Here is a 19,621-nt window from a genome sequence, read left to right as displayed (position 1 = left end):
CTCGGCCGCCGCTGCGGCCTCCGCGCGCACCCGGTCGGCGGTCTCCTGCGCCTCCGCCTTCAGCCGCTCGGCCTCGGTGGTGGCCTCCGTGCGCAGCCGCGTGGCGGCGGCCTCGGCCTCGGCCCGCGCCTCGGAGGCGTCCGAGGCGGCCTCGGCACGCAGCCGCTCGGCCTCCTCCTCGGCCTGCTGCTCCTTCTCCCGGCGCCGCTCGGCGGACTCCGCCTTCAGCCGGGCAGTCTCCTCCTGGGCCTCCTTGCGCAGCCGCTCGGCCTCCTCGCGGGCCTCGCGCAGCGCCGTCTCGGCCGCGGTGACCCGCTCCTCCGCCTCGCCGTGCAGCCGGTCCAGCTCCGCCTGGGCCAGCTCGCGCCGCTCGTCCGCGCTGCGCTCGGCCTCGGCCCGCAGCTCGGTGGCGGCCGCCTCGGCCTCGGCACGGGTCGCCGCCGCGGCCTCCTCGGCCGCGGCATGCAGGTCCTCGGCCTCGCCGCGGGCCTGCTCCAGTGCCTCCTGGGCCTGCGTGCGCAGCTGCGTGGCGCGCTCGGCGGCCTCGGCGCGCAGCCGCTCGCTGTCCGCCGTCGCGCCCGAACGGGTCTCCTCCGCGTCGGACTTCGCCTTGGCCAGCAGCTCCTCGGCGGTGGCCGCGGCCTCCTCGATCTGCTGCACGGCCTCGCGGCGGGCCTCGCCGCGGATCCGCTCGCCCTCGTCGACCGCCTCGGTCCGCAGCTGCTCGGCCTCGCCGCGCAGCCGGCGCGCCTCCTCCTGCAGTTCGACGGTCTTGGCGCGGTACTCCTTGGTGTCGTCCTTGGCGGCGCCCTTGAGCTGCTGGGCGGTCTCGTGCGCCTCCTCGCGCAGCCGGTCCGCCTCGGCCTCGGCCTCCTTGCGGATCCGCTCGGCCTCCTCGGCGGCGGCCCGGGTGGTGGCCTTGGCGTCCTCCGACGCCTTGCTCACCATCTCCTCGGCGGACCGCGCGGCCTTCGCCAGCTGCGCGGCGGAGTCCTCGGCGGCCTTCGCGCGGGCCGCCTCCTGGGCCTCCGCGACCAGCCGCTCGGCCTCGGCCTTGGCGTCCGCGCGCAGCTGCTCGGCCTCGGCCTTCAGCGCCTCGGCCTCCTTGGTGGCCTCGCCGACCAGCCGGGCGATCTCCTGCTTGGCCGTACGGGTGCGCTGCTCGTTCTCCGACTCGGTCGCCGACAGCCGCTTGGCGGCGCTCGCCTCGGCCTCCTCGACCAGCTTGTCGGCCCGGGCGCGCGCCTCGCGCAGCGCCGTGTCGGCCTCCTGCAGCCGCTCTTCGGCGGTGCGGGTCAGCTCGGCGCTGCGCCGGCGGGCCTCCTCGGACTCGCCGGCCGTGGACGTCCGCAGCTGCTCGGCCTGGTCGGTGGCCTCCTGGGCCTGCGTGGACGCGGCGTTCAGCAGCCGCTCGGCGTCCGTACGGGCGCGGCGCAGGATCGCGTCGGCCTCGGCGCGGGCCTGCTCGGCCTCGGCGCCCAGCCGCTCGCGGGCCTGCTCGGCCAGCCGCTGGGCCTCGGCGCGCGCCTGCGACAGCGCCTGCTCGGCCTCGGCTCTGGACTCGTCCATGAGCCGGCGGGCCTGGGACTCGGTACGGGAGCGCAGTTGCTCGGCCCAGGCGACGTTCTCGTTGACGTGGCTCTCGACGGTCTGGCGGCGCTCGTTCAGCTCCTCGTCCAGCCGCCGGCGGCGCTCCACCGCCTCGGTGTGCAGCTCCGCTTCGAGGCGGGACTGGCGCTCGGCCTGCTCCTGCAGCAGCCGCTGGGTCTGGGCCCGGGCCTCGCGCAGCTCGCGCTCGGCGTCCGTGCGCAGCTGGTCGGCCTGGATCTGGGCGTTGCGCAGCAGCTGTTCGGCCTGGGCGCTGACGTTGTCGTACGCCGGGCGCGTCATGAGGGTACGGCGTGCCTCGTGGAGCTTGGCACGCAGAACTTCGACCTGGTAGCCGAGGTCGTCGGCATGCTGGACGGCCTTGTCCCGCTCCGTCTTCAGCCGCTCCATCTCGGCTTCGAACTGCGAGAGGTGATCGTCAGCCTCGTAGCGGTCGTTGCCCCGCACTGCGCGGTCCCATCCGTCCCCTGGTCATGGTGGCGGCCGGCTCCGTCGTGCGTGGAGCTGACCCTTCCGAAGAAATGGTGTCAGATCATCGGCGGAGATTGGACCGAGCCCCGATCCGGACCCCGGCCGAAGCAGCACTCTACCGGCCGGGGAACGTGAAGGTCAGTGCTCTTGGGAGGCCGTGACCAGTTCGGTCAGCACACCGTGGCAGTCCTTGGGGTGCAGGAAGGTGATCCGGGACCCCATCGAACCGGTCCGCGGCTCGTCGTACAGCACCCGCACGCCCTTCCCGCGGATGTCAGCAGCATCACCGTCCACATCGGCGGTGCCGAAGGCGATGTGGTGCACCCCCTCACCGTTCTTCTCCAGCCACTTGCCCACGGCCGAATCCTGCCGGGTCGGCTCCAGCAGCTGAAGGTACGAAGCGCCGCCGTCCGACGTATCGTTGATCTTCAGCATGGCCTCCCGCACGCCCTGCTCTTCGTTGACCTCGGAGTGGAACACCTCGAAGCCGTACGTCGCCCGGTAGAACTCAACAGTCTTGTCGAGGTCGAAGCAGGCGATCCCGATGTGATCGATTCGCGTCAGCATGCTTCCAGTGCACCGCTCGCACGCATGATTACGCAACGTGCGCGCGATCACACCCGCGGCCCGGTGACCCGGCCGGTACCGCTCAGTACATTGAGGAAAACCCTCGTTAACTTCCCTGCACAGGAAGGCCGCGCTGATGTCCTCATCGAACGGCAGCACCACCTCCGTGATCGTCGCGGGGGCACGCACCCCCATGGGGCGCCTCCTGGGCTCCCTGAAGTCCTTCTCCGGCGCCGACCTGGGAGGCTTCGCCATCAAGGCGGCACTGGACCGGGCCGGCATCGGCGGCGACCAGGTGCAGTACGTGATCATGGGCCAGGTCCTGCAGGCCGGCGCGGGCCAGATCCCCGCCCGCCAGGCGGCCGTGAAGGCCGGCATCCCGATGAACGTCCCGGCCCTGACCGTCAACAAGGTCTGTCTCTCCGGCCTGGACGCCATCGCGCTGGCCGACCAGCTCATCCGCGCGGGCGAGTTCGACGTGATCGTGGCCGGCGGCCAGGAGTCCATGACCAACGCCCCGCACCTGCTCCCGAAGTCCCGCGGCGGCTACAAGTACGGCGCCGTGGAGATGCTGGACGCCATGGCGCACGACGGGCTCACCGACGCCTTCGAGAACGTCGCGATGGGCGAGTCCACCGAGAAGCACAACACCCGCCTCGGCATCCGGCGCCCCGAGCAGGACGAGATCGCGGCCCGCTCCCACCAGCGCGCCGCCGCCGCGCAGAAGAACGGCCTCTTCGAGGCGGAGATCACCCCCGTGGAGATCCCGCAGCGCAAGGGCGAGGCGGTCGTTTTCAGCCAGGACGAGGGCATCCGCGGCGAGACCACCGCCGAGTCGCTGGGCAAGCTGCGCCCCGCGTTCGCCAAGGACGGCACGATCACCGCCGGCACCTCCTCGCAGATCTCCGACGGCGCCGCCGCCGTGGTCGTGATGAGCAAGGCCAAGGCCGAGGAGCTGGGCCTGGAGTGGATCGCGGAGATCGGCGCGCACGGCAACGTCGCGGGCCCGGACAACTCCCTCCAGTCCCAGCCCAGCAACGCGATTACGCATGCGCTGGGCAAGGAAGGGCTGGGCGTCGAGGACCTTGATCTGATCGAGATCAACGAGGCCTTCGCGGCGGTCGCGGTCCAGTCCATGAAGGACCTCGGCGTGTCCCCGGAAAAGGTGAACGTCAACGGCGGCGCGATTGCGCTGGGCCACCCGATCGGCATGTCCGGTGCGCGGATCGTGCTGCACCTCGCGCTGGAGCTGAAGCGCCGCGGGGGCGGCGTGGGCGCGGCGGCGCTGTGCGGCGGTGGCGGTCAGGGTGACGCCCTGATCGTCCGCGTACCCGGCAAGTAACCCGGAAGGGTGCCCGCACATCAACGGCGGGCACCCGTACCGACGCACCTTCACAGGGACCGAGAACGGAGCACCGACCCATGGCAGACGTCCCCACCCTGGTCGAACAGGCCCGAGAGGGCCGCCCGCGCGCCGTGGCCCGGCTGATCTCTCTCGTCGAGGGCGCCTCCCCGCAACTGCGCGAGGTGATGGCTGCGCTCGCACCCCTGACCGGCGGAGCGTACGTCGTAGGCCTCACCGGTTCCCCCGGCGTAGGCAAGTCGACGTCCACGTCCGCCTTGGTCACGGCTTACCGCAAGGCAGGCAAGCGGGTCGGCGTGCTGGCCGTCGACCCGTCTTCCCCCTTCTCCGGCGGCGCCCTGCTCGGCGACCGGGTACGGATGAGCGAGCACGCCTCCGACCCCGGCGTCTACATCCGCTCCATGGCCACCCGCGGCCACCTCGGCGGCCTCGCCTGGGCGGCGCCGCAGGCCATCCGCGTACTGGACGCGGCCGGCTGCGACGTGATCCTGGTCGAGACAGTCGGCGTGGGCCAGTCCGAGGTGGAGATCGCCTCCCAGGCCGACACCAGTGTGGTCCTGCTGGCCCCCGGCATGGGCGACGGCATCCAGGCCGCCAAGGCGGGCATCCTGGAGATCGGCGACGTCTACGTCGTCAACAAGGCCGACCGGGACGGCGCGGACGCCACGGCGCGCGAGCTGAACCACATGCTGGGCCTGGGGGAGTCCCGCGCGCCCGGCGACTGGCGCCCGCCCATCGTGAAGACCGTCGCGGCCCGCGGCGAGGGCGTCGACGAGGTCGTCGAGGCGCTGGAGAAGCACCGCGCCTGGATGGACGAGCACGGCGTACTCGCCGAGCGCCGGGCGTCCCGCGCGGCCCGCGAGGTCGAGACGATCGCCGTCACGACCCTCCGCGAACGCATCGGCGATCTGCACGGCGACCGCCGCCTGGGCGCCCTGGCCGACCGCATCGTGGCCGGCACGCTCGACCCGTACACCGCCGCCGACGAGCTGGTGGCGGGCCTGACGGAACAGGGCTGACGGCACAGTCCTGACGGCACAGGACCGGCGGCACAGGACCGACGGCAGAAGGCCGGCCGGCTCCTCGGGGGGGGGGGTTGGGGGGGGCCCCGCGGGCGGGGGGGGCGGGCGCCGGGGGGGGCGCGGCCCGGCCCGGCCCGGCAGGCGGCGGGGGGCGCCGCCGTCATGGGGTGGTTCAGTCGTCGTCGCCGTCGTCGTCCGACGGCGCGTTGCTCACCGCGCCGCTGCCCGGGTCGACGTTCACGTGGTGCTCGGCGCCGTCCTTGGTGACCGTCTCGGCCTCCCAGACCAGCTTCTTGGCGTTGTCGGGGCCGTCCAGCTCGACCGAGACGACCGTGCCGTGCGCGGCCGCCCGCTGCGCCGCCTCGGCGATGTCCACGGACGCGCTGTTCAGTGCCGCGTCCACCTTCTGCTTGCCGAAGTCGCCGTCGCCGTCCCGGTCGACGTGCTGGTGCCGCACCTCGGCCTTGTCGGCGCCGATGGTGAGGTCGTGCCACTTGCCGTCCTTGCCCAGCACGCTGACCTCCCAGGCGGTGCCGGACGCGTCGTCGTCCAGGTCGACCTCGGTGACCGCACCCGGCACGGCCTTCAGCGCCGCGGCCGCCGCCTGCTGCGCGGTGACCGTCGCCGCCCGCGCCTCCCGCGCGTCGTCGCCGTCCCCGTCCTGCCCCTGTCCGTCGTCGTACCGCGCCACGCCGCCGGCCTGCTGACCCTGCGCCGCGCTCGGCGCCGAGCCGGTCGTCCCGTCCTCGCTGCCGATGGCGACGGCGGTCGCGGTACCGCCGGCGATCAGAGCGGCCGCGGCGACGGTGGCGATGACGACATTGCGCTTCATGGTGATGACTCCCAGCGATAGGTGGCATTCAGGCAGGATCACCCGGGGGCCGGGGGTCTCCCGGAGGGGGCCGGGGATGGCCCCCAGGTGATGCCCTCACACTGCCGACCCGTTCCTGAAGCCACCCTGAAGGAGCCTGAAGCCGTCTTCAGGAAGCGACCCTGAAGCGGCCTTCAGCAAGCCGGTGGCACCCTTGTCGCATGCGCCTGTTGATCGTGGAGGACGAGAAGCGGCTGGCCCGTTCCCTCGCCGCCGGCCTGACCGCCGAGGGATACGCCGTGGACGTCGTGCACGACGGCCTGGAGGGCCTGCACATGGCGGGCGAGGGCGCGTACGACCTCCTCGTCCTGGACATCATGCTGCCCGGCATGAACGGCTACCGCGTCTGCGGCGCCCTGCGCGCCGCCGGCAACGACGTGCCCATCCTCATGCTCACCGCCAAGGACGGCGAGTACGACGAGGCCGAGGGCCTGGACACCGGCGCCGACGACTACCTCACCAAGCCCTTCAGCTACGTCGTGCTGGTCGCCCGCGTGAAGGCGCTGCTGCGCCGCCGCGGCCGCACCGCGCTGCCCGTACTGACCGTCGGCGCCCTCACCGTCGACCAGGGCGCCCGCACCGTGCGCCGCGCGGACGCCGACGTGCCGCTGACCACCAAGGAGTTCGCCGTACTGGAACAGCTCGCGCTGCGCGCCGGCGAGGTGGTCGCCAAGTCCGAAATCCTCGAACACGTCTGGGACTTCGCCTACGACGGCGACCCGAACATCGTCGAGGTCTACGTCAGCGCCCTGCGCCGCAAGCTCGGCGCGGCCACGATCCAGACCGTGCGCGGCGCGGGCTACCGGATGGTGCCCGGTGTTTAGGGCCATGGGATCGGTACGGGCCAGAGCGGCCGCGGGCGCCACGGTCGTGGTCGCCCTCGCCCTCATCGGGGTCGGGATAGCCGTCCTGCTGGTGCTGCGGGACAACCTGGCCGCGCAGGCCGATCTGCACGCCGAGGTCACCGCTCGCGAGGTGGCCTCCCAGATCGCCACCGGCACCCGCTACCGGGACCTCGACCTGCCGGACGCCGACGACCATCCCGTGCTCGTCGACGACGAGGACGGCCGCGTGCTGGCGGCCGGTGAGGACCTGCAGGCCGTCGACGGCGCGAAGGTCTCCTTGGGGACGCAGGGCAACGGCCGCCACGGTGACGACGACGGCGACGCCCCCCGCCCCGGGGAGGTGGACGACGATGTCGAGCACTCCGACGGCACGGCCGTCGTGGACGGCGAGCGCGCCGACTACCGCTGGGCCGAAGTGGACGCCACCGACACCCACGACCGTACGGTGACCGTCATGGCCGGCACCTCGCGCGCCGCCGAGGAGGAGACCATCGGCTCGGTGCGGAACGCCATGCTCATCGGCCTGCCGCTGCTGCTCCTGGTCGTCGCGGGCGTCACCTGGCTGGTCACCCGCCGCGCGCTGCGCCCCGTCGAGGGCATCCGCACCGAGATGGCCGCGATCACCGCCAGTACGGACCTGTCCCGGCGGGTGCCGGAGCCCGCGTCCCGCGACGAGATCGCCCGGCTGGCCCGCACCACCAACGAGACGCTGACCGCCCTGGAGGCGTCCGTCGAGCGCCAGCGCGCCTTCATCGCGGACGCCTCGCACGAGCTGCGCAGCCCCATCGCCAGCCTGCGCACCCAGCTGGAGGTCGCTCAGGCGCACCCCGAGCTGCTGGACCTGCCGGGCGCGGTGGAGGACACCGTACGGCTCCAGCACCTGGCCGCCGACCTGCTGCTGCTGGCCCGCCTGGACGCGGGGGAGCGGCCCAAGGACACCCGGATCGACCTGGGCGCGCTGGCCCGCGAGGAGCTGTCGCAGCGGGTCGCCGACCGGCTGCCGGTGCGCGCGGGGGAGCTGCCGAGCGTGGAGGTCACCGGCTCGCGCGGCCAGCTGAGCCGGATCCTGGGCAATCTCGTCGACAACGCCCAGCGGCACGCCCGTTCGCAGGTCGCGGTGGACGTGCGCCGGGACGGCCGGTGGGCGGTGCTGCGGGTGGACGACGACGGGCCCGGCGTGGCGGCGGCCGACCGGGAGCGGATCTTCGAGCGGTTCGTCCGGCTGGACGACGCGCGCAGCCGGGACGACGGCGGCGCGGGCCTCGGCCTCGCCATCGCCCGGGACATCGCCGAACGGCACGGCGGCACGCTCGCGGTGCGCGACGGCGCGGCCTTCGAACTGCGGCTGCCGGTCGCGCCGGACGGGCAGCACTGAGCACCCCCTCATCGGGGCAGAGATCGGCCGAGCGGCGCCGCGCGGGTGCGACGGTGTTCCCCCACCCGCGTCCCGCACGGCGCCCGGCCGGTTCAGTACGTAAGCCCGTACGGGGATCAGTACTTGCCGCGGTGCCCCCGCAGGTGATCCGCCACCGGCGTCAGCGAGGCGCGCAGCGCGGCCAGGTCGTCCGCCGAGAACAGGTCGATGAAGTGCTTGCGCACGGAGGCCACGTGGTGCGGCGCGACCCGGCGCATGGTGTCCCAGCCGTCGTCGGTGAGCACCGCGTACAGCCCGCGCCGGTCGGACTCGCAGCTCTCGCGGCGCACCAGCCCGGCGTTCTCCATGCGGGTGATCTGGTGCGAGAGCCGGCTCTTGGACTGCAGGGTGGAGGCCGCGAGGTCGCTCATGCGCATCCTGCGGTCCTCCGCCTCGGAGAGGTTCACCAGGATCTCGTAGTCGTTGTAGGTCAGCCCGAACGGCTGGAGATCCCGCTCCAGCTGGTGCGTCAGCAGCCTGCTGACGTCGAGATGGGTGCGCCAGGCACGCTGCTCCTGGTCGGTCAGCCAGGGGGTGTCACTGTCGGTCGTCATGAATGAATTCTACCCGTGAAAGTTGAATGGTAAATTAGTCATGCCCCGTGATCGTGGCCTCACCGGGCCGTTCCCGCCGGGGGTCATTCCGGCGGCAGGGCTCAGACGTTCGAGGTCACCCTCCGCAGACTACCGCTCACAGGCCGAAGCGGCGCTGGAGCCCCCCGAGTGATCCCGGCAGCTGTGGCATTTGTGAGCCACCGGCGTGGCCGGCGGACCCGCCCGGCACCCCCGGTTCCGCCGGCACCGTCCCCGTCGGCGCCTCCGGCATCAGCTGCTCGGTCGACTGCAGCAGCACCGTGCCCGCGCCGACGAACTCGAATTGGTGCTCCTCGCCGGAGACCCCGCCGATCCCGGTGTGCGCCCGCAGGCCCCCGAGGAAGCCGCGCAGATACTGATGATCGTAGTGATGGCACGGCGAGGGGCAGTCCGCCCAGCCCACCAGCGCCTGCGGATCGACCCGGATCGGCGGCTCGGCGAAGACCACCGGGCCGTTGGAGGCCGCGACGAATTTCCCGGTGCCGATGAGCGTCGAAAAGCCCGGCACGATCGACTGCTTCAGCGACAGGGATGGCTGAAAAGCGAGCAGGTTTCCCGACCGGATCGTGAGGTTGCCCTCTTCCAGGTCATAGGAATTCACATCGAACGCCCGGTCCGCCAGCAGCATTTTTCCCCGGCCCTGCGCGACCACCCAGTCCGCGGCGTGCAGCGGCGAATGGAAACTGCTCGCGATCAACCGGTCCAGCGCGCCGTGCCCGATTCCCTGGAAATCGATCTGCCCGAAATAGGCGATCATCTTTCCCTTCTGCAGGAACCACTGCCCGTCCAGCTCCACGCTGAAGGCGTACGGATTGACGTTGTCGGCCGCGGGCAGCGAATGCACATCGTGAATGACGGGACCGGTCACAGCTTTTCCTCCGAGGCCTGTACGTAGACGGTGCCCTGGCCCGACAGTTCCAGCTGGAACGCCTCGCCCGAGCCGCGGCCGACCATCTCCCGCCAGCCCAGGGCCGTGGAGAGCTTGTTGCGGACATCGCCGCGGTGGGCGACGTACGCCTGCGGGTCGACATGGACCGGGCGGTCCGGGCGGATCGGCAGTTCGATGACGCCGCCGTGTGCCATCACGGCGGCCGAGCCGCGGCCTTCGAGGGTCGTGGTGAACAGGCCCTGGCCGGTCACCTGGCCGCGCACCATGCCCATCACGCCGCCCTGCGAGCCCATGAACATCGTGCCCTGGCGGAGCGTCCCGTCGAATGCCAGCAGCCGGTCGGCCTCGACGTAGAGGGTGTCGCCGGTGAGGTCGACGACGTGGACGTGGTGGCCGCCGTGGCCGAACATCACCGAGCCACTGCCCTCGACGGTCATCAGCGGTGTCGCCTCGTTCGCGATCCGCCGGCCGATCATGGAGCCGATGCCGCCCTGGCCACCCTGGATGTTGGGCGTGAAGGACACCTCGCCCTGGTACGCGAGCATCGCGCCGCGCTGGCTGAACAGCCGCTGCCCGGGCGCGACCTCGGCCCGCACCATGCGCGAGTTGAGGACCGTGAACGGCATCAGACCTCACCGCCGACGGTGTTGCGCTCGCTGGGCTGTACGTACACCAGGCCCTCGCCCTCGAAGCGGATCTGGAAGGCCTCGCCCGAGCCCTCCCCGATGAACGTGCGGAAGTTCACACCGGACTGGAAGTGCTGCCGCAGGTCTCCGGTGTGCGCGACGTACGCGCCCGGGTCGACCTGGAGCGGGGCCTCGCGGGTCACCCGCAGCACGACGGCGGGCCCGTCGGAGGTGAGCGCGGCCTGGCCCGTGCCCTCCACGGTCGTGGTGAACAGCCCGTTGCCCTGCGAGGCGCCGCGCAGCCCCGTGAAGGTCGTGCCCGTACGCAGTGCGGCGTCCGTGCACAGCAGGTTGCTGGCCTCGACGTACAGCTTCTCGCCGTGCAGGTTCACCAGGCTGATCTCGCTCGCGCGGTCCGCGAAGTAGCAGGTCCCCTCGCCCTTCACCTCCATCACTTCCATCTGTTCCCCGGTCAGCCGCCGGGTCACCATGCCGCGCAGGCCCTCGCCCCCGCCGCTCATCTTCTTGAACGCCATCCGGCCGTCGTACGCGACCATCGCACCGTTCTTCGCCTTCACGGCATCGCCGGTCATGTCGACGGCGAGCACCTTGCTCCCCTGGAGCCGAAACTGAGCCACGGCACCAGACCGTAGTCCGCGGCGGCGCCGGAGGGCAGAGGACCGGGTGCGGACCGGCCGGGCGGCGGGGGTCGGGGGCGGGCCCGGCGACAGGGGGCCGCGGCGCGGCTGTCACAATGGAGCGGTGCTTGTGAATGTAAGCACAAGCTAAAGGCTGTACCGACCCCACCCGAACGAGGTTCCCGTGGACATCAAGACCGCATCCGCCCTGCGCCGGCTCCGCCTGGTCTCGGCCCCCGAGGCCGTCTCCTTCCTGCTGCTGCTGATCTGCTCGGTCCTGAAGCGGACGACGGACTTCAACGCGGTGCCGGTGATGGGCGCCGTCCACGGCGTCCTGTTCATCCTGTACGTGATCTTCTGGCTGGACGCCTGGAACCGTACGAAGTGGTCGTTCGGCAGGGCCGCGCTCTACTTCGTCCTCTCCGTCCTGCCCACCGGCGGCTTCTTCGCCGAGCGGAAGCTGAAGCACGAGGCCGAGGCGGTCGTGATCGCCGCCCGCGCGCGCAAGGAGAAGGAAGGCGTGGTCAGCGCATGATCGTCGCATTCTCGGTGAGCCCGCTCGGCGTCGGCGAGGACGTGGGGGAGTACGTGGCCGACGCGGTGCGGGTCGTCCGCGAGTCCGGGCTGCCGAACCGTACGGACGCCATGTTCACCTCCATCGAGGGCGAGTGGGACGAGGTCATGGACGTCGTCAAGCGCGCCGTCGCCGCGGTCGAGGCACGCGCGGGCCGGGTCTCGCTCGTCCTCAAGGCCGACATCCGGCAGGGCGTCACCGACGGGCTGACCTCGAAGGTGGACACGGTCGAGCGGTATCTCGCGGAGGGCCGCGACTGACCGGAACGGGCGGGGCGCCGGCCCCACCCGCGCCCGTTCTCTGAGACGGGGCTGACCACCATATGGGCGACCGGTAGGGTCGGAGATGTGCCGAAGCCGCTCAGTCTTCCCTTCGATCCCATCGCCCGCGCCGATGAGCTGTGGCAGCGCCGGTGGGGGGCCGTCCCGTCGATGGCGGCGATCACCTCGATCATGCGGGCCCAGCAGATCCTGCTCGGCGAGGTGGACGCCGTGGTCAAGCCGTACGGCCTCACCTTCGCGCGCTACGAAGCCCTGGTGCTGCTGACCTTCTCGCAGGCCGGCGAGTTGCCGATGTCCAAGATCGGCGAACGCCTGATGGTGCATCCCACCTCGGTCACCAACACCGTCGACCGGCTGGTGAAGTCCGGCCTGGTCGCCAAGCGCCCGAACCCGAACGACGGGCGCGGCACGCTCGCGTCCATCACGGACAAGGGGCGCGAGGTGTGCGACGAGGCGACGCGGGACCTGATGGCGATGGACTTCGGGCTCGGCGCGTACGACGCGGAGGAGTGCCAGGAGATCTTCGCGCTGCTGCGCCCGCTGCGGGTGGCGGCGGCGGACTTCGCGGACGAGTGAGCAGGCGCGTGAGCAGGCGTGTAAGTCGGGCGTGAATAAGGGGCTGTTAAGCCCTGCTCCGGGCGTGGGGGCGGCGAAGATCGCCCCCGCTCGTGCGGTTACGCTCGAAGGCATGAAACGAAGCGTGCTGACCCGCTACCGGACGATGGCGTACGTGACGGGCGTGCTGCTGGTCCTGCTGACCCTCGGCGTGATCGCCAAGTACCTGCTGCACATCGACGGTGCGAGCGGCTTCACCAGCGTCGTCGGCATCGCCCACGGCTGGCTGTACGTGGTGTACCTGGTCTTCGCCTTCGACATGGGCTCCAAGGCCAAGATGCCGTTCGGGAAGCTGGTGTGGGTGCTGCTGGCCGGCACGATCCCCACCGCCGCCTTTTTCGTCGAGCGCAAGGTCTCGCGCGAGCTGGAGCCGCTGATCACGGGCGACGCGGCCGCGCAGACCGCCAAGGTCTGACCCCCGCATGAGCGAGCCGTACGCCGACCGCCGCGACCACCCGCTGGTCGCGGCCGCGCGGCGGCTCGCCGACGAGACCCTCGCCCCGGCCGCCGAGCGTGCCGACCGCGAGGGCGTGGACCCCGCCACGCTGGCCGCGGTCAAGGCGTCCGGCGTGCTCGGCGCCGCAGGGCCGGTGGCGTACGGCGGTTCCGCCGCACCCGCCGCCGTCGTCCGCGAGATCGTCGAGCTCCTCGCCGGGGCCTGCTGCGCCACCTTCTTCGTCCAGGCGCAGCACCACACGCCCGTCGCGACGCTCGCCGCCGCCCCCGAGGGCACGCCCGTACGCGAGCAGCTGCTGCGCCCGCTGTGCGACGGGACGCTGCTGGCCGGCGTCGCCTTCTCCCATCTGCGGGCCTTCCCGAAGCTGCCGGTGCGCGTCACGCGGGAGCACGCGGGCTGGCGCTTCGACGGCCGGGTGCCCTGGTACACCGGCTGGGGGCTGAACGACGTCCTGCTGCTCGGCGGGGCGACCGAGGGCGGCGAAGTGGTCTTCGCCGTCACCGAGGCCCGCGCGCAGCCGGGGCTGCGCGCCACCGAGCCGCTGGAGCTGGCCGCGCTCTCCGGCACCCGCACCGTCGGCCTGGAGCTGGACGGGCTGGTGCTGCCGGACGGCGCGGTGGCGCTCCGGCAGCCGTACGAGGAGTGGGCCGCGGCGGACCGGCCGAAGAACACCAACGTCAACCCGGCGGTGCTGGGCGTCACCCGGGCCGCGCTGGACCTCCTGGACGCCTCGGGCGACGAGGCCGCGGCGCGGACCGCCGGCGTGCTGCGCGAGCGGCTGGCGGCCGTACGCAAGGATGCGTACGCGCTGCTGGACGAGGTACCGGCTCAGGAACGCATCGCCGACCGGCTGGCGGCCAAGATGCGCGCGTACGACGTGCTGCGGGCGGCGACCACGGCCGCCGTCGTGGCAGGCGGCGGCCGGGCCGTGGGCCTGGACAGCCCGGCCCAGCGGCTGGCGCGCGAGGGCATGTTCCTGCTGGTCCAGGGCCAGACCGGCGACGTCAGGGACGCGCATCTGGCCGCCCTGCGCGGCTGAGGCGCGGGCCGGCGGACCCCGCTGTCGGAGGTACTGCGGCGGACTGCCATCGACAATTACTAGGACGTCCTAGTAAATTCGGTGGCATGAACGCTGACGCGATCGAAGAGGGCCGCCGCCGCTGGCAGGCCCGGTACGACTCCGCACGCACGCGCGACGCGGACTTCAGCACGCTCTCGGGCGACCCCGTCGACCCGGTCTACGGCCCCCGCCCCGGCGACGCCTACGAGGGCTTCGAGCGGATCGGCTGGCCCGGCGAGTACCCCTTCACGCGCGGCCTGTACCCGACCGGCTACCGCGGCCGGACGTGGACCATCCGCCAGTTCGCGGGCTTCGGCAACGCCGAGCAGACGAACGAGCGGTACAAGATGATCCTGGCCAACGGCGGCGGCGGGCTGTCCGTCGCCTTCGACATGCCGACCCTGATGGGCCGCGACTCCGACGACCCGCGCTCGCTCGGCGAGGTCGGCCACTGCGGCGTCGCCATCGACTCCGCCGCCGACATGGAGGTCCTCTTCAAGGACATCCCGCTCGGCGACGTGACGACCTCGATGACGATCTCCGGCCCGGCCGTACCGGTCTTCTGCATGTACCTGGTCGCCGCCGAGCGCCAGGGCATCGACCCCGGCGTCCTCAACGGCACGCTCCAGACGGACATCTTCAAGGAGTACATCGCGCAGAAGGAGTGGCTCTTCCAGCCGGAGCCCCATCTGCGCCTGATCGGCGACCTGATGGAGCACTGCGCCCGCGCCATCCCCGACTACAAGCCGCTCTCGGTCTCCGGGTACCACATCCGGGAGGCGGGCTCGACGGCCGCGCAGGAGCTGGCGTACACCCTCGCCGACGGCTTCGGCTACGTCGAGCTGGGCCTCTCGCGCGGCCTGGACGTCAACACCTTCGCGCCGGGCCTCTCCTTCTTCTTCGACGCGCACGTGGACTTCTTCGAGGAGATCGCCAAGTTCCGCGCCGCGCGCCGCATCTGGGCCCGCTGGATGCGCGACGTGTACGGCGCGACCAGCGAGAAGGCGCAGTGGCTGCGGTTCCACACGCAGACCGCCGGCGTCTCGCTGACCGCCCAGCAGCCGTACAACAACGTCGTACGGACCGCGGTCGAGGCGCTCGCCGCCGTCCTCGGCGGCACCAACTCCCTGCACACCAACGCGCTGGACGAGACCCTGGCGCTGCCCAGCGAGCAGGCAGCGGAGATCGCGCTGCGCACGCAGCAGGTGCTGATGGAGGAGACCGGCGTCGCCAACGTCGCGGACCCGCTGGGCGGTTCGTGGTACATCGAGCAGCTCACCGACCGCATCGAGGCGGACGCGGAGAAGATCTTCGACCGGATCAAGGAGCGCGGCGCCCGCGCCGTCCCGGACGGACAGCACCCCATCGGCCCGATGACCTCCGGCATCCTGCGCGGCATCGAGGACGGCTGGTTCACCGGCGAGATCGCCGAGTCCGCCTTCCAGTACCAGCAGGCGCTGGAGAAGGGCGACAAGAAGGTCGTCGGCGTCAACTGCGCCCACGGCTCGGTCACCGGCGACCTGGAGATCCTGCGGGTCAGCCACGAGGTCGAGCGCGAGCAGGTGCGCATCCTCGGCGGCCGCAAGGCGGCCCGCGACGACGCGGCGGTGCGGACGGCGCTGGACGGCATGCTGGCCGCGGCCCGCGACGGCCGCAACATGATCGAGCCCATGCTCGACGCGGTACGCGCCGAGGCCACCCTCGGCGAGATCTGCGGCGTGCTGCGCGAGGAGTGGGGCGTGTACACGGAGCCCGCCGGGTTCTGAGCCGCCGGGTTCCGAGCCCACGTGGACACGACGGAATCCGTGGCGTTCTTCCGTACGGGCCGGGTAGGTGGGTGCGGTCTGCATCCATCTACCTCCCCGGGAGACGTACGTGAAAAGACCCGCACTCGCCGCCGTCGGCACGGCCGCCCTCGCCACCGCCCTGCTGGCCGGCTCCGCGGTCCTCAGCACGCCCGCCACCGCCGGGCCCGCGCCGGAGCCGCACGCCGCGAGCGCCCACGAGGCCCGCGTCCAGGACGACTTCGACTCGCTGGGCCCCGAGGTGCGGGCCACGAAGCTGTCCTCGGGCCGCACCGCGCACTACATCGACGAGGGGCCGCGGGACGGGAAGCCCGTGCTGTTCATCGGCGGTACGGGCACCAGCGCCCGGGCCGCGCACATGACCGACTTCTTCCGCTCCACCCGTGAATCGCTGCACCTGCGGCTGATCTCCGTCGAGCGGAACGGCTTCGGGGACACCGCGTACGACAAGGGCCTGGGCAAGGCCGACTTCGCGAAGGACGCGCTGGAGGTCCTGGACCGCATCGGCGTCGAGAAGACGAGCGTGATCGCGATCTCCGGCGGTGGGCCGTACGCCGCCGAGCTCGCCGCGCGGGCGCCGCAGCGCGTCGAGGCGCTGCACCTGGCCGCCGCGCTGCCCCCGTACGGCAAGAAGCCGGACTACTGCGGCCTGTCGGACGAAGAGCTGGGCAAGCAGCTGGCCCCGACGATCGCCGACCCGCGCAAGTGGTGGGCGTTCCCCGACGACAGCCCGACGAAGCAGATCCCGGGCTTCGCCGACACCGCCTACGAAGAGGGCGCGCGCACGTACCACCAGCGCGGCCAGGAGAAGACGGACCCGGCGCCCCAGGTGCACGAGCAGAAGCTGTACTGCGAGCGGCCAGGCCCCGACCTGTCGAAGCTGACCGCGCCGGTCTTCCTCTACAGCGGCGAGAAGGACACCACCGTGCCGCCGAGCACGATCGCGACATGGCAGCAGCACCTGCCGGGCAAGCCGGTGGTGCGTTCGTACGCCGACTCCGGACACGACGTGCAGTACCGGCACTGGGACCAGATCCTGGTCGACCTGGCCGGGTTCACGGACCGCACGGTGGTCTGCGTCAAGGGCCACAGCGAGATGGCGAAGGCCGCCACGGCGCGGAAGCTGGTGGCCGGCGGGCGGGCCACGCTGGGCAGCTGCGCGTGGCAGAAGGCGGGCGAGTGACACTCGCCGTGGCCGGGTGCCGCTAACGCGGGAACCGCAGCCGGAACAGCGCCCCGCCGCCCGGCGCCTGCTCCGCGGTCAGCTCGGCGCGGTGCGCGCGGGCGATCTGCCGGGCCATCGCCAGGCCCAGCCCCGAGCCGGGGAGCGTGCGGGCGGCGCGGGCGCGGTAGAAGCGGTCGAAGACGTGCGGCAGGTCCTCGGCGGCGATGCCCGGGCCGTGGTCCCGGACCGTGAGCTCCAGCGCGCCCGGCGGGGCGGTCAGCTCCGCCTCGACCGGGCCGCCGGGCGGCGAGAACTTGGCCGCGTTGTCGAGCAGATTCGACAGCAGCCGGGCCAGCCGGGCCGGTACACCGGGCACGGAGTCCGCGGCGGCGCGTGCGTCGGTCCGTACGGTGAAGGCGATCGCGGGCCAGTGTTCCCGGGCCGCGGCGACCGCGTGCTCCAGCAGCGCGGCGGGGCGTACCTCCTCGACCAGCGGCTGCGGCTCCTCGTCGCGGGCCAGCTCGATCAGGTCGTTGACCAGCGTGGTCACCTCGCGCAGCTGGCGGCCCAGGGCTCCGGACGCCCGGTCGCGCTGGGCGTCGGTCAGCCGGTCGGCGCGGGCGAGGAGTTCGGCGTTGGTACGCAGTGCCGTCAGCGGTGTGCGCAGCTCGTGGGAGGCGTCGGCGATCAGCCGGCGCTGGGCGGTGACCGACTGCTCCAGCTCGCCGAGCATGGTGTTGAAGCTGGCCGCCAGCCGGGTCAGCTCGTCCTCGCGGCCCGGCGGCCCGGCGGGCAGCTCGATGCGATGCCCGGCGTCGCGGGTCGCGGCGATCCGTTCGGCGGCGGCGGTCAGCCGGGCGACGGGCGCGAGGCCCGTACGGGAGACCCAGTAGCCGAGCGCGGCGGCCAGCAGGACGCCCGCGCCGCCCACCGCGGCCAGCATCCCGGCGGCCTGCCGCACCCCCTTCTCCACGGTGTCCGCGCGCAGCGCCACCTGGACCGCCGTGCCGTCCCTGAAGTGCTGGGTGAGCATCCGGGCCGGGCGGCCGTGCAGGGTGAATTCGCGGTAGTACGCGGCGTGCCGCCCGGCCGCGACCTCGCGGGTGGCACCGGTGACCGGCAGCGCGTAGGGCTGCGAGGGGTCGTCGGCGGCGTCGGCGGGCACGATCTGGGAGCAGGCCGGGGCCGACAGGAAACGGCACTCGGCGGCCACGGTCCCGGGCCGCTCGTCCCGGTTCTGCTGCATGACCAGGGTCGCGGACTGGGTGAGGTTCAGCTCCAGCTGGTGGTTGAGCGCGTACCGGATGATGACGAAGGCAGCGGTGCACACGCCGACCGCGACCAGCGCGACAGCCACCGAGGCGGCCAGCGCCAGCCGGGTCCGCAGCGGCCGGCGACGGCGCCAGGCCGCGCCCAGCCCACGGCGGCCGCTCATTCCTCCCCCAGCCGGTAGCCGATGCCGTGCACGGTGTGCAGCAGGCGCGGCTCGCCGCCCGCCTCCAGCTTGCGGCGCAGGTACCCGACGTACACCGCGAGGGAGTTGGAGGCCGGGCCGAAGTCGCGGCCCCAGACCCGCTCCAGGATCACCTCGCGCGGCATGATCTGGCCGGGATTGCGCGCGAGCAGCTCCAGCAGGGTCCACTCCGTGCGGCTGAACTCCAGCCGGCGGCCGGCCCGGCGCCCGGTACGCGTGGCCGGGTCGAGCACCAGGTCGGCGACGGTCAGCGCGGCGCCCTCGGGGTCCGGCCCGGCGACGCGGCGCAGCAGGGCCCGCAGCCGGGCGGTCAGTTCGTCCAGCGCGAAGGGCTTGACCAGGTAGTCGTCGGCGCCGGCGTCCAGCCCGTCCACCCGCTCGCTGACCGCGTCCAGGGCGGTCAGGACCAGGACGGGCGTACGGTCGCCCAGCGCGCGCAGCCGCCGGCAGACCGCGAGGCCGTCCAGTACGGGCATCATCACGTCCAGCACCAGCGCGTCCGGCTGCCAGTCGGCGACCGCGCTCAGCGCGGCCAGCCCGTCGGCCGCGCCGCGTACCCGGTACCCCTCCACGGTCAGCCCGTCCTCGACGGCGGCGCGCACCTCCGCGTCGTCGTCGACGACCAGGATGCGGGGCGCGGGCGGGGCGGCGCCCGGGGGCGGCGGGGGCGATGCGGTCGGTGGCATGGCCCCAAGGCTGCCAAACCGCGCTCTTAGAACCTTCTTAGGGCGCGCGACGAGCGTGGCGGCCATGCGCACATCTCTCTCTGTTGTCATCGGGGCCGGCGGCACCGGTGGCCACATCTATCCGGGGCTCGCCCTCGCCGACGCGCTGCGCCGCGCCGTGCCCGACGCGGTGATCTCCTTCGTCGGTACGGAACGCGGCCTGGAGACGCGGCTGATCCCGCGGGCCGGCTACCGCCTGCACACCGTCGACATGATCCCCTTCGACCCGGCGCTGGGCGCCCGGCGCTATCTGCTGCCCGCCGCGCTGCTGAAGTCCGGCGCCCAGTGCCGGGCGATCCTGCGGGCGCAGGGCGCGCAGGTCGCGGTCGGCATGGGCGGCTATCCCAGCGCGCCGGTGATCCTGGGCGCCCGGCTGGCGGGGCTGCCGAGTCTGATCCACGAGTCCAACGCGGTACCGGGCCGGGCCAACACGTTCGCCGCCCGGCTCACCCCGCACATCGCGCTCGCCTTCGACCGCAGCCGCGCGCACCTGCCGGGCGGCGAGCGGGCCGAGACGGTCGGCATGCCGCTGGCCGGGCCGCTCGCCGGGCTGGACCG

The 19,621-nt window shown here is 72.8% G+C and carries 21 protein-coding genes; 12 read left to right on the top strand and 9 right to left on the bottom strand.

The features are described 5' to 3' along the window. Positions 1-2,055 (bottom strand): polarized growth protein Scy-related protein (locus ABT381_RS28690; RefSeq protein ID WP_502965722.1); only part of this gene is annotated, 2,055 nt, incomplete at its 3' end. 162 nt (positions 2,056-2,217) lie between these two features. Further along, a complete protein-coding gene (gene mce, locus ABT381_RS28685) occupies positions 2,218-2,646 on the bottom strand; it encodes a methylmalonyl-CoA epimerase (RefSeq protein ID WP_030258452.1) in 429 nt (142 codons plus the stop codon). Positions 2,647-2,782: 136 nt separating this feature from the next. Here mce and ABT381_RS28680 point away from each other — a divergent pair, with 136 nt between their 5' ends. Continuing rightward, complete coding sequence (locus ABT381_RS28680) at positions 2,783-3,988, top strand: acetyl-CoA C-acetyltransferase (RefSeq protein WP_351599480.1); 1,206 nt, start codon at positions 2,783-2,785, stop codon at positions 3,986-3,988. A gap of 80 nt (positions 3,989-4,068) precedes the next feature. Beyond that, positions 4,069-5,028, top strand: a complete 960-nt coding sequence (gene meaB / locus ABT381_RS28675; protein WP_351599479.1) for a methylmalonyl Co-A mutase-associated GTPase MeaB — start codon at positions 4,069-4,071, stop codon at positions 5,026-5,028. Positions 5,029-5,203: 175 nt separating this feature from the next. Here meaB and ABT381_RS28670 read toward each other — a convergent pair whose 3' ends face one another. Then, the gene (locus ABT381_RS28670) at positions 5,204-5,863 is read right to left on the bottom strand and encodes a PepSY domain-containing protein (RefSeq protein WP_351599478.1); all 660 of its coding nucleotides are present in this window, start codon (positions 5,861-5,863) and stop codon (positions 5,204-5,206) included. 200 nt (positions 5,864-6,063) lie between these two features. Between ABT381_RS28670 and ABT381_RS28665 the strand changes: the two genes are divergently transcribed. Further along, positions 6,064-6,726: a response regulator transcription factor gene (locus ABT381_RS28665; protein WP_351599477.1), complete on the top strand. Its 663-nt coding sequence runs from the start codon at positions 6,064-6,066 to the stop codon at positions 6,724-6,726. Positions 6,727-6,730: 4 nt separating this feature from the next. Continuing rightward, positions 6,731-8,122 (top strand): sensor histidine kinase, encoded by a 1,392-nt coding sequence (locus ABT381_RS28660; RefSeq protein WP_351599476.1) that lies wholly within the window; start codon positions 6,731-6,733, stop codon positions 8,120-8,122. Between the two features lie 116 nt (positions 8,123-8,238). Here ABT381_RS28660 and ABT381_RS28655 read toward each other — a convergent pair whose 3' ends face one another. The 4 genes from ABT381_RS28655 to ABT381_RS28640 all read right to left on the bottom strand — a co-directional run bounded on the left by ABT381_RS28655 (position 8,239) and on the right by ABT381_RS28640 (position 10,907). Next, the gene (locus tag ABT381_RS28655) at positions 8,239-8,715 is read right to left on the bottom strand and encodes a MarR family winged helix-turn-helix transcriptional regulator (RefSeq protein WP_351599475.1); all 477 of its coding nucleotides are present in this window, start codon (positions 8,713-8,715) and stop codon (positions 8,239-8,241) included. Positions 8,716-8,851: 136 nt separating this feature from the next. Beyond that, the gene (locus ABT381_RS28650) at positions 8,852-9,622 is read right to left on the bottom strand and encodes an AIM24 family protein (protein ID WP_351599474.1); all 771 of its coding nucleotides are present in this window, start codon (positions 9,620-9,622) and stop codon (positions 8,852-8,854) included. Then, positions 9,619-10,269, bottom strand: a complete 651-nt coding sequence (locus ABT381_RS28645) for an AIM24 family protein (RefSeq protein WP_351599473.1) — start codon at positions 10,267-10,269, stop codon at positions 9,619-9,621. Before ABT381_RS28645 ends, ABT381_RS28650 begins: the two co-directional genes overlap by 4 nt. Further along, the gene (locus ABT381_RS28640) at positions 10,269-10,907 is read right to left on the bottom strand and encodes an AIM24 family protein (RefSeq protein ID WP_351599472.1); all 639 of its coding nucleotides are present in this window, start codon (positions 10,905-10,907) and stop codon (positions 10,269-10,271) included. Before ABT381_RS28640 ends, ABT381_RS28645 begins: the two co-directional genes overlap by 1 nt. Positions 10,908-11,091: 184 nt before the next feature. Here ABT381_RS28640 and ABT381_RS28635 point away from each other — a divergent pair, with 184 nt between their 5' ends. From ABT381_RS28635 to ABT381_RS28605, 7 genes are all read left to right on the top strand, one after another. Next, complete coding sequence (locus ABT381_RS28635) at positions 11,092-11,442, top strand: DUF3817 domain-containing protein (RefSeq protein ID WP_351599471.1); 351 nt, start codon at positions 11,092-11,094, stop codon at positions 11,440-11,442. Then, positions 11,439-11,741 (top strand): MTH1187 family thiamine-binding protein, encoded by a 303-nt coding sequence (locus ABT381_RS28630; protein WP_351599470.1) that lies wholly within the window; start codon positions 11,439-11,441, stop codon positions 11,739-11,741. The genes ABT381_RS28635 and ABT381_RS28630 overlap by 4 nt, the downstream gene beginning before the upstream one ends. An 87-nt stretch (positions 11,742-11,828) precedes the next feature. Next, positions 11,829-12,338, top strand: coding sequence for a MarR family winged helix-turn-helix transcriptional regulator (locus tag ABT381_RS28625; RefSeq protein WP_351599469.1), 510 nt, complete (start codon positions 11,829-11,831; stop codon positions 12,336-12,338). A 112-nt stretch (positions 12,339-12,450) separates the two neighbouring features. Continuing rightward, positions 12,451-12,792: a DUF3817 domain-containing protein gene (locus tag ABT381_RS28620; RefSeq protein ID WP_351599468.1), complete on the top strand. Its 342-nt coding sequence runs from the start codon at positions 12,451-12,453 to the stop codon at positions 12,790-12,792. A 7-nt stretch (positions 12,793-12,799) separates the two neighbouring features. Beyond that, a complete protein-coding gene (locus ABT381_RS28615) occupies positions 12,800-13,873 on the top strand; it encodes an acyl-CoA dehydrogenase family protein (protein WP_351599467.1) in 1,074 nt (357 codons plus the stop codon). 86 nt (positions 13,874-13,959) lie between these two features. Continuing rightward, positions 13,960-15,660, top strand: a complete 1,701-nt coding sequence (gene icmA / locus ABT381_RS28610) for a coenzyme B12-dependent isobutyryl-CoA mutase large subunit (protein WP_351599466.1) — start codon at positions 13,960-13,962, stop codon at positions 15,658-15,660. A 109-nt stretch (positions 15,661-15,769) separates the two neighbouring features. Then, a complete protein-coding gene (locus ABT381_RS28605; protein WP_351599465.1) occupies positions 15,770-16,882 on the top strand; it encodes an alpha/beta fold hydrolase in 1,113 nt (370 codons plus the stop codon). A 22-nt stretch (positions 16,883-16,904) separates the two neighbouring features. Here the strand turns inward: ABT381_RS28605 and ABT381_RS28600 are convergent, their stop codons facing one another. Beyond that, positions 16,905-18,299, bottom strand: a complete 1,395-nt coding sequence (locus ABT381_RS28600) for a sensor histidine kinase (RefSeq protein WP_351599464.1) — start codon at positions 18,297-18,299, stop codon at positions 16,905-16,907. Beyond that, positions 18,296-19,024, bottom strand: a complete 729-nt coding sequence (locus ABT381_RS28595) for a response regulator transcription factor (protein WP_351599463.1) — start codon at positions 19,022-19,024, stop codon at positions 18,296-18,298. The genes ABT381_RS28600 and ABT381_RS28595 overlap by 4 nt, the downstream gene beginning before the upstream one ends. A 64-nt stretch (positions 19,025-19,088) precedes the next feature. Here ABT381_RS28595 and ABT381_RS28590 point away from each other — a divergent pair. Then, on the top strand, positions 19,089-19,621 hold a 533-nt coding region (locus ABT381_RS28590), incomplete at its 3' end, for a UDP-N-acetylglucosamine--N-acetylmuramyl-(pentapeptide) pyrophosphoryl-undecaprenol N-acetylglucosamine transferase (RefSeq protein ID WP_351599462.1).

Origin of the sequence: Streptomyces sp. NPDC000151, assembly GCF_040301705.1 — a bacterium.
Classification (GTDB): Bacteria; Actinomycetota; Actinomycetes; order Streptomycetales; family Streptomycetaceae; genus Streptomyces.
Note: the sequence above shows the minus strand (reverse complement) of the source record. Positions and strands in the feature narration are given on the sequence as shown.

What these genes read in the sequence shown, in the direction of transcription:
- mce (WP_030258452.1), bottom strand. Translation starts at nt 2,646, where the DNA reads ATGCTGACGCGAATCGATCACATCGGGATCGCCTGCTTCGACCTCGAC.
- ABT381_RS28680 (WP_351599480.1), top strand. Translation starts at nt 2,783, where the DNA reads ATGTCCTCATCGAACGGCAGCACCACCTCCGTGATCGTCGCGGGGGCA.
- meaB (WP_351599479.1), top strand. Translation starts at nt 4,069, where the DNA reads ATGGCAGACGTCCCCACCCTGGTCGAACAGGCCCGAGAGGGCCGCCCG.
- ABT381_RS28670 (WP_351599478.1), bottom strand. Translation starts at nt 5,863, where the DNA reads ATGAAGCGCAATGTCGTCATCGCCACCGTCGCCGCGGCCGCTCTGATC.
- ABT381_RS28665 (WP_351599477.1), top strand. Translation starts at nt 6,064, where the DNA reads ATGCGCCTGTTGATCGTGGAGGACGAGAAGCGGCTGGCCCGTTCCCTC.
- ABT381_RS28660 (WP_351599476.1), top strand. Translation starts at nt 6,731, where the DNA reads ATGGGATCGGTACGGGCCAGAGCGGCCGCGGGCGCCACGGTCGTGGTC.
- ABT381_RS28655 (WP_351599475.1), bottom strand. Translation starts at nt 8,715, where the DNA reads ATGACGACCGACAGTGACACCCCCTGGCTGACCGACCAGGAGCAGCGT.
- ABT381_RS28645 (WP_351599473.1), bottom strand. Translation starts at nt 10,269, where the DNA reads ATGCCGTTCACGGTCCTCAACTCGCGCATGGTGCGGGCCGAGGTCGCG.
- ABT381_RS28630 (WP_351599470.1), top strand. Translation starts at nt 11,439, where the DNA reads ATGATCGTCGCATTCTCGGTGAGCCCGCTCGGCGTCGGCGAGGACGTG.
- ABT381_RS28620 (WP_351599468.1), top strand. Translation starts at nt 12,451, where the DNA reads ATGAAACGAAGCGTGCTGACCCGCTACCGGACGATGGCGTACGTGACG.
- ABT381_RS28615 (WP_351599467.1), top strand. Translation starts at nt 12,800, where the DNA reads ATGAGCGAGCCGTACGCCGACCGCCGCGACCACCCGCTGGTCGCGGCC.
- icmA (WP_351599466.1), top strand. Translation starts at nt 13,960, where the DNA reads ATGAACGCTGACGCGATCGAAGAGGGCCGCCGCCGCTGGCAGGCCCGG.
- ABT381_RS28600 (WP_351599464.1), bottom strand. Translation starts at nt 18,299, where the DNA reads ATGAGCGGCCGCCGTGGGCTGGGCGCGGCCTGGCGCCGTCGCCGGCCG.
- ABT381_RS28595 (WP_351599463.1), bottom strand. Translation starts at nt 19,024, where the DNA reads ATGCCACCGACCGCATCGCCCCCGCCGCCCCCGGGCGCCGCCCCGCCC.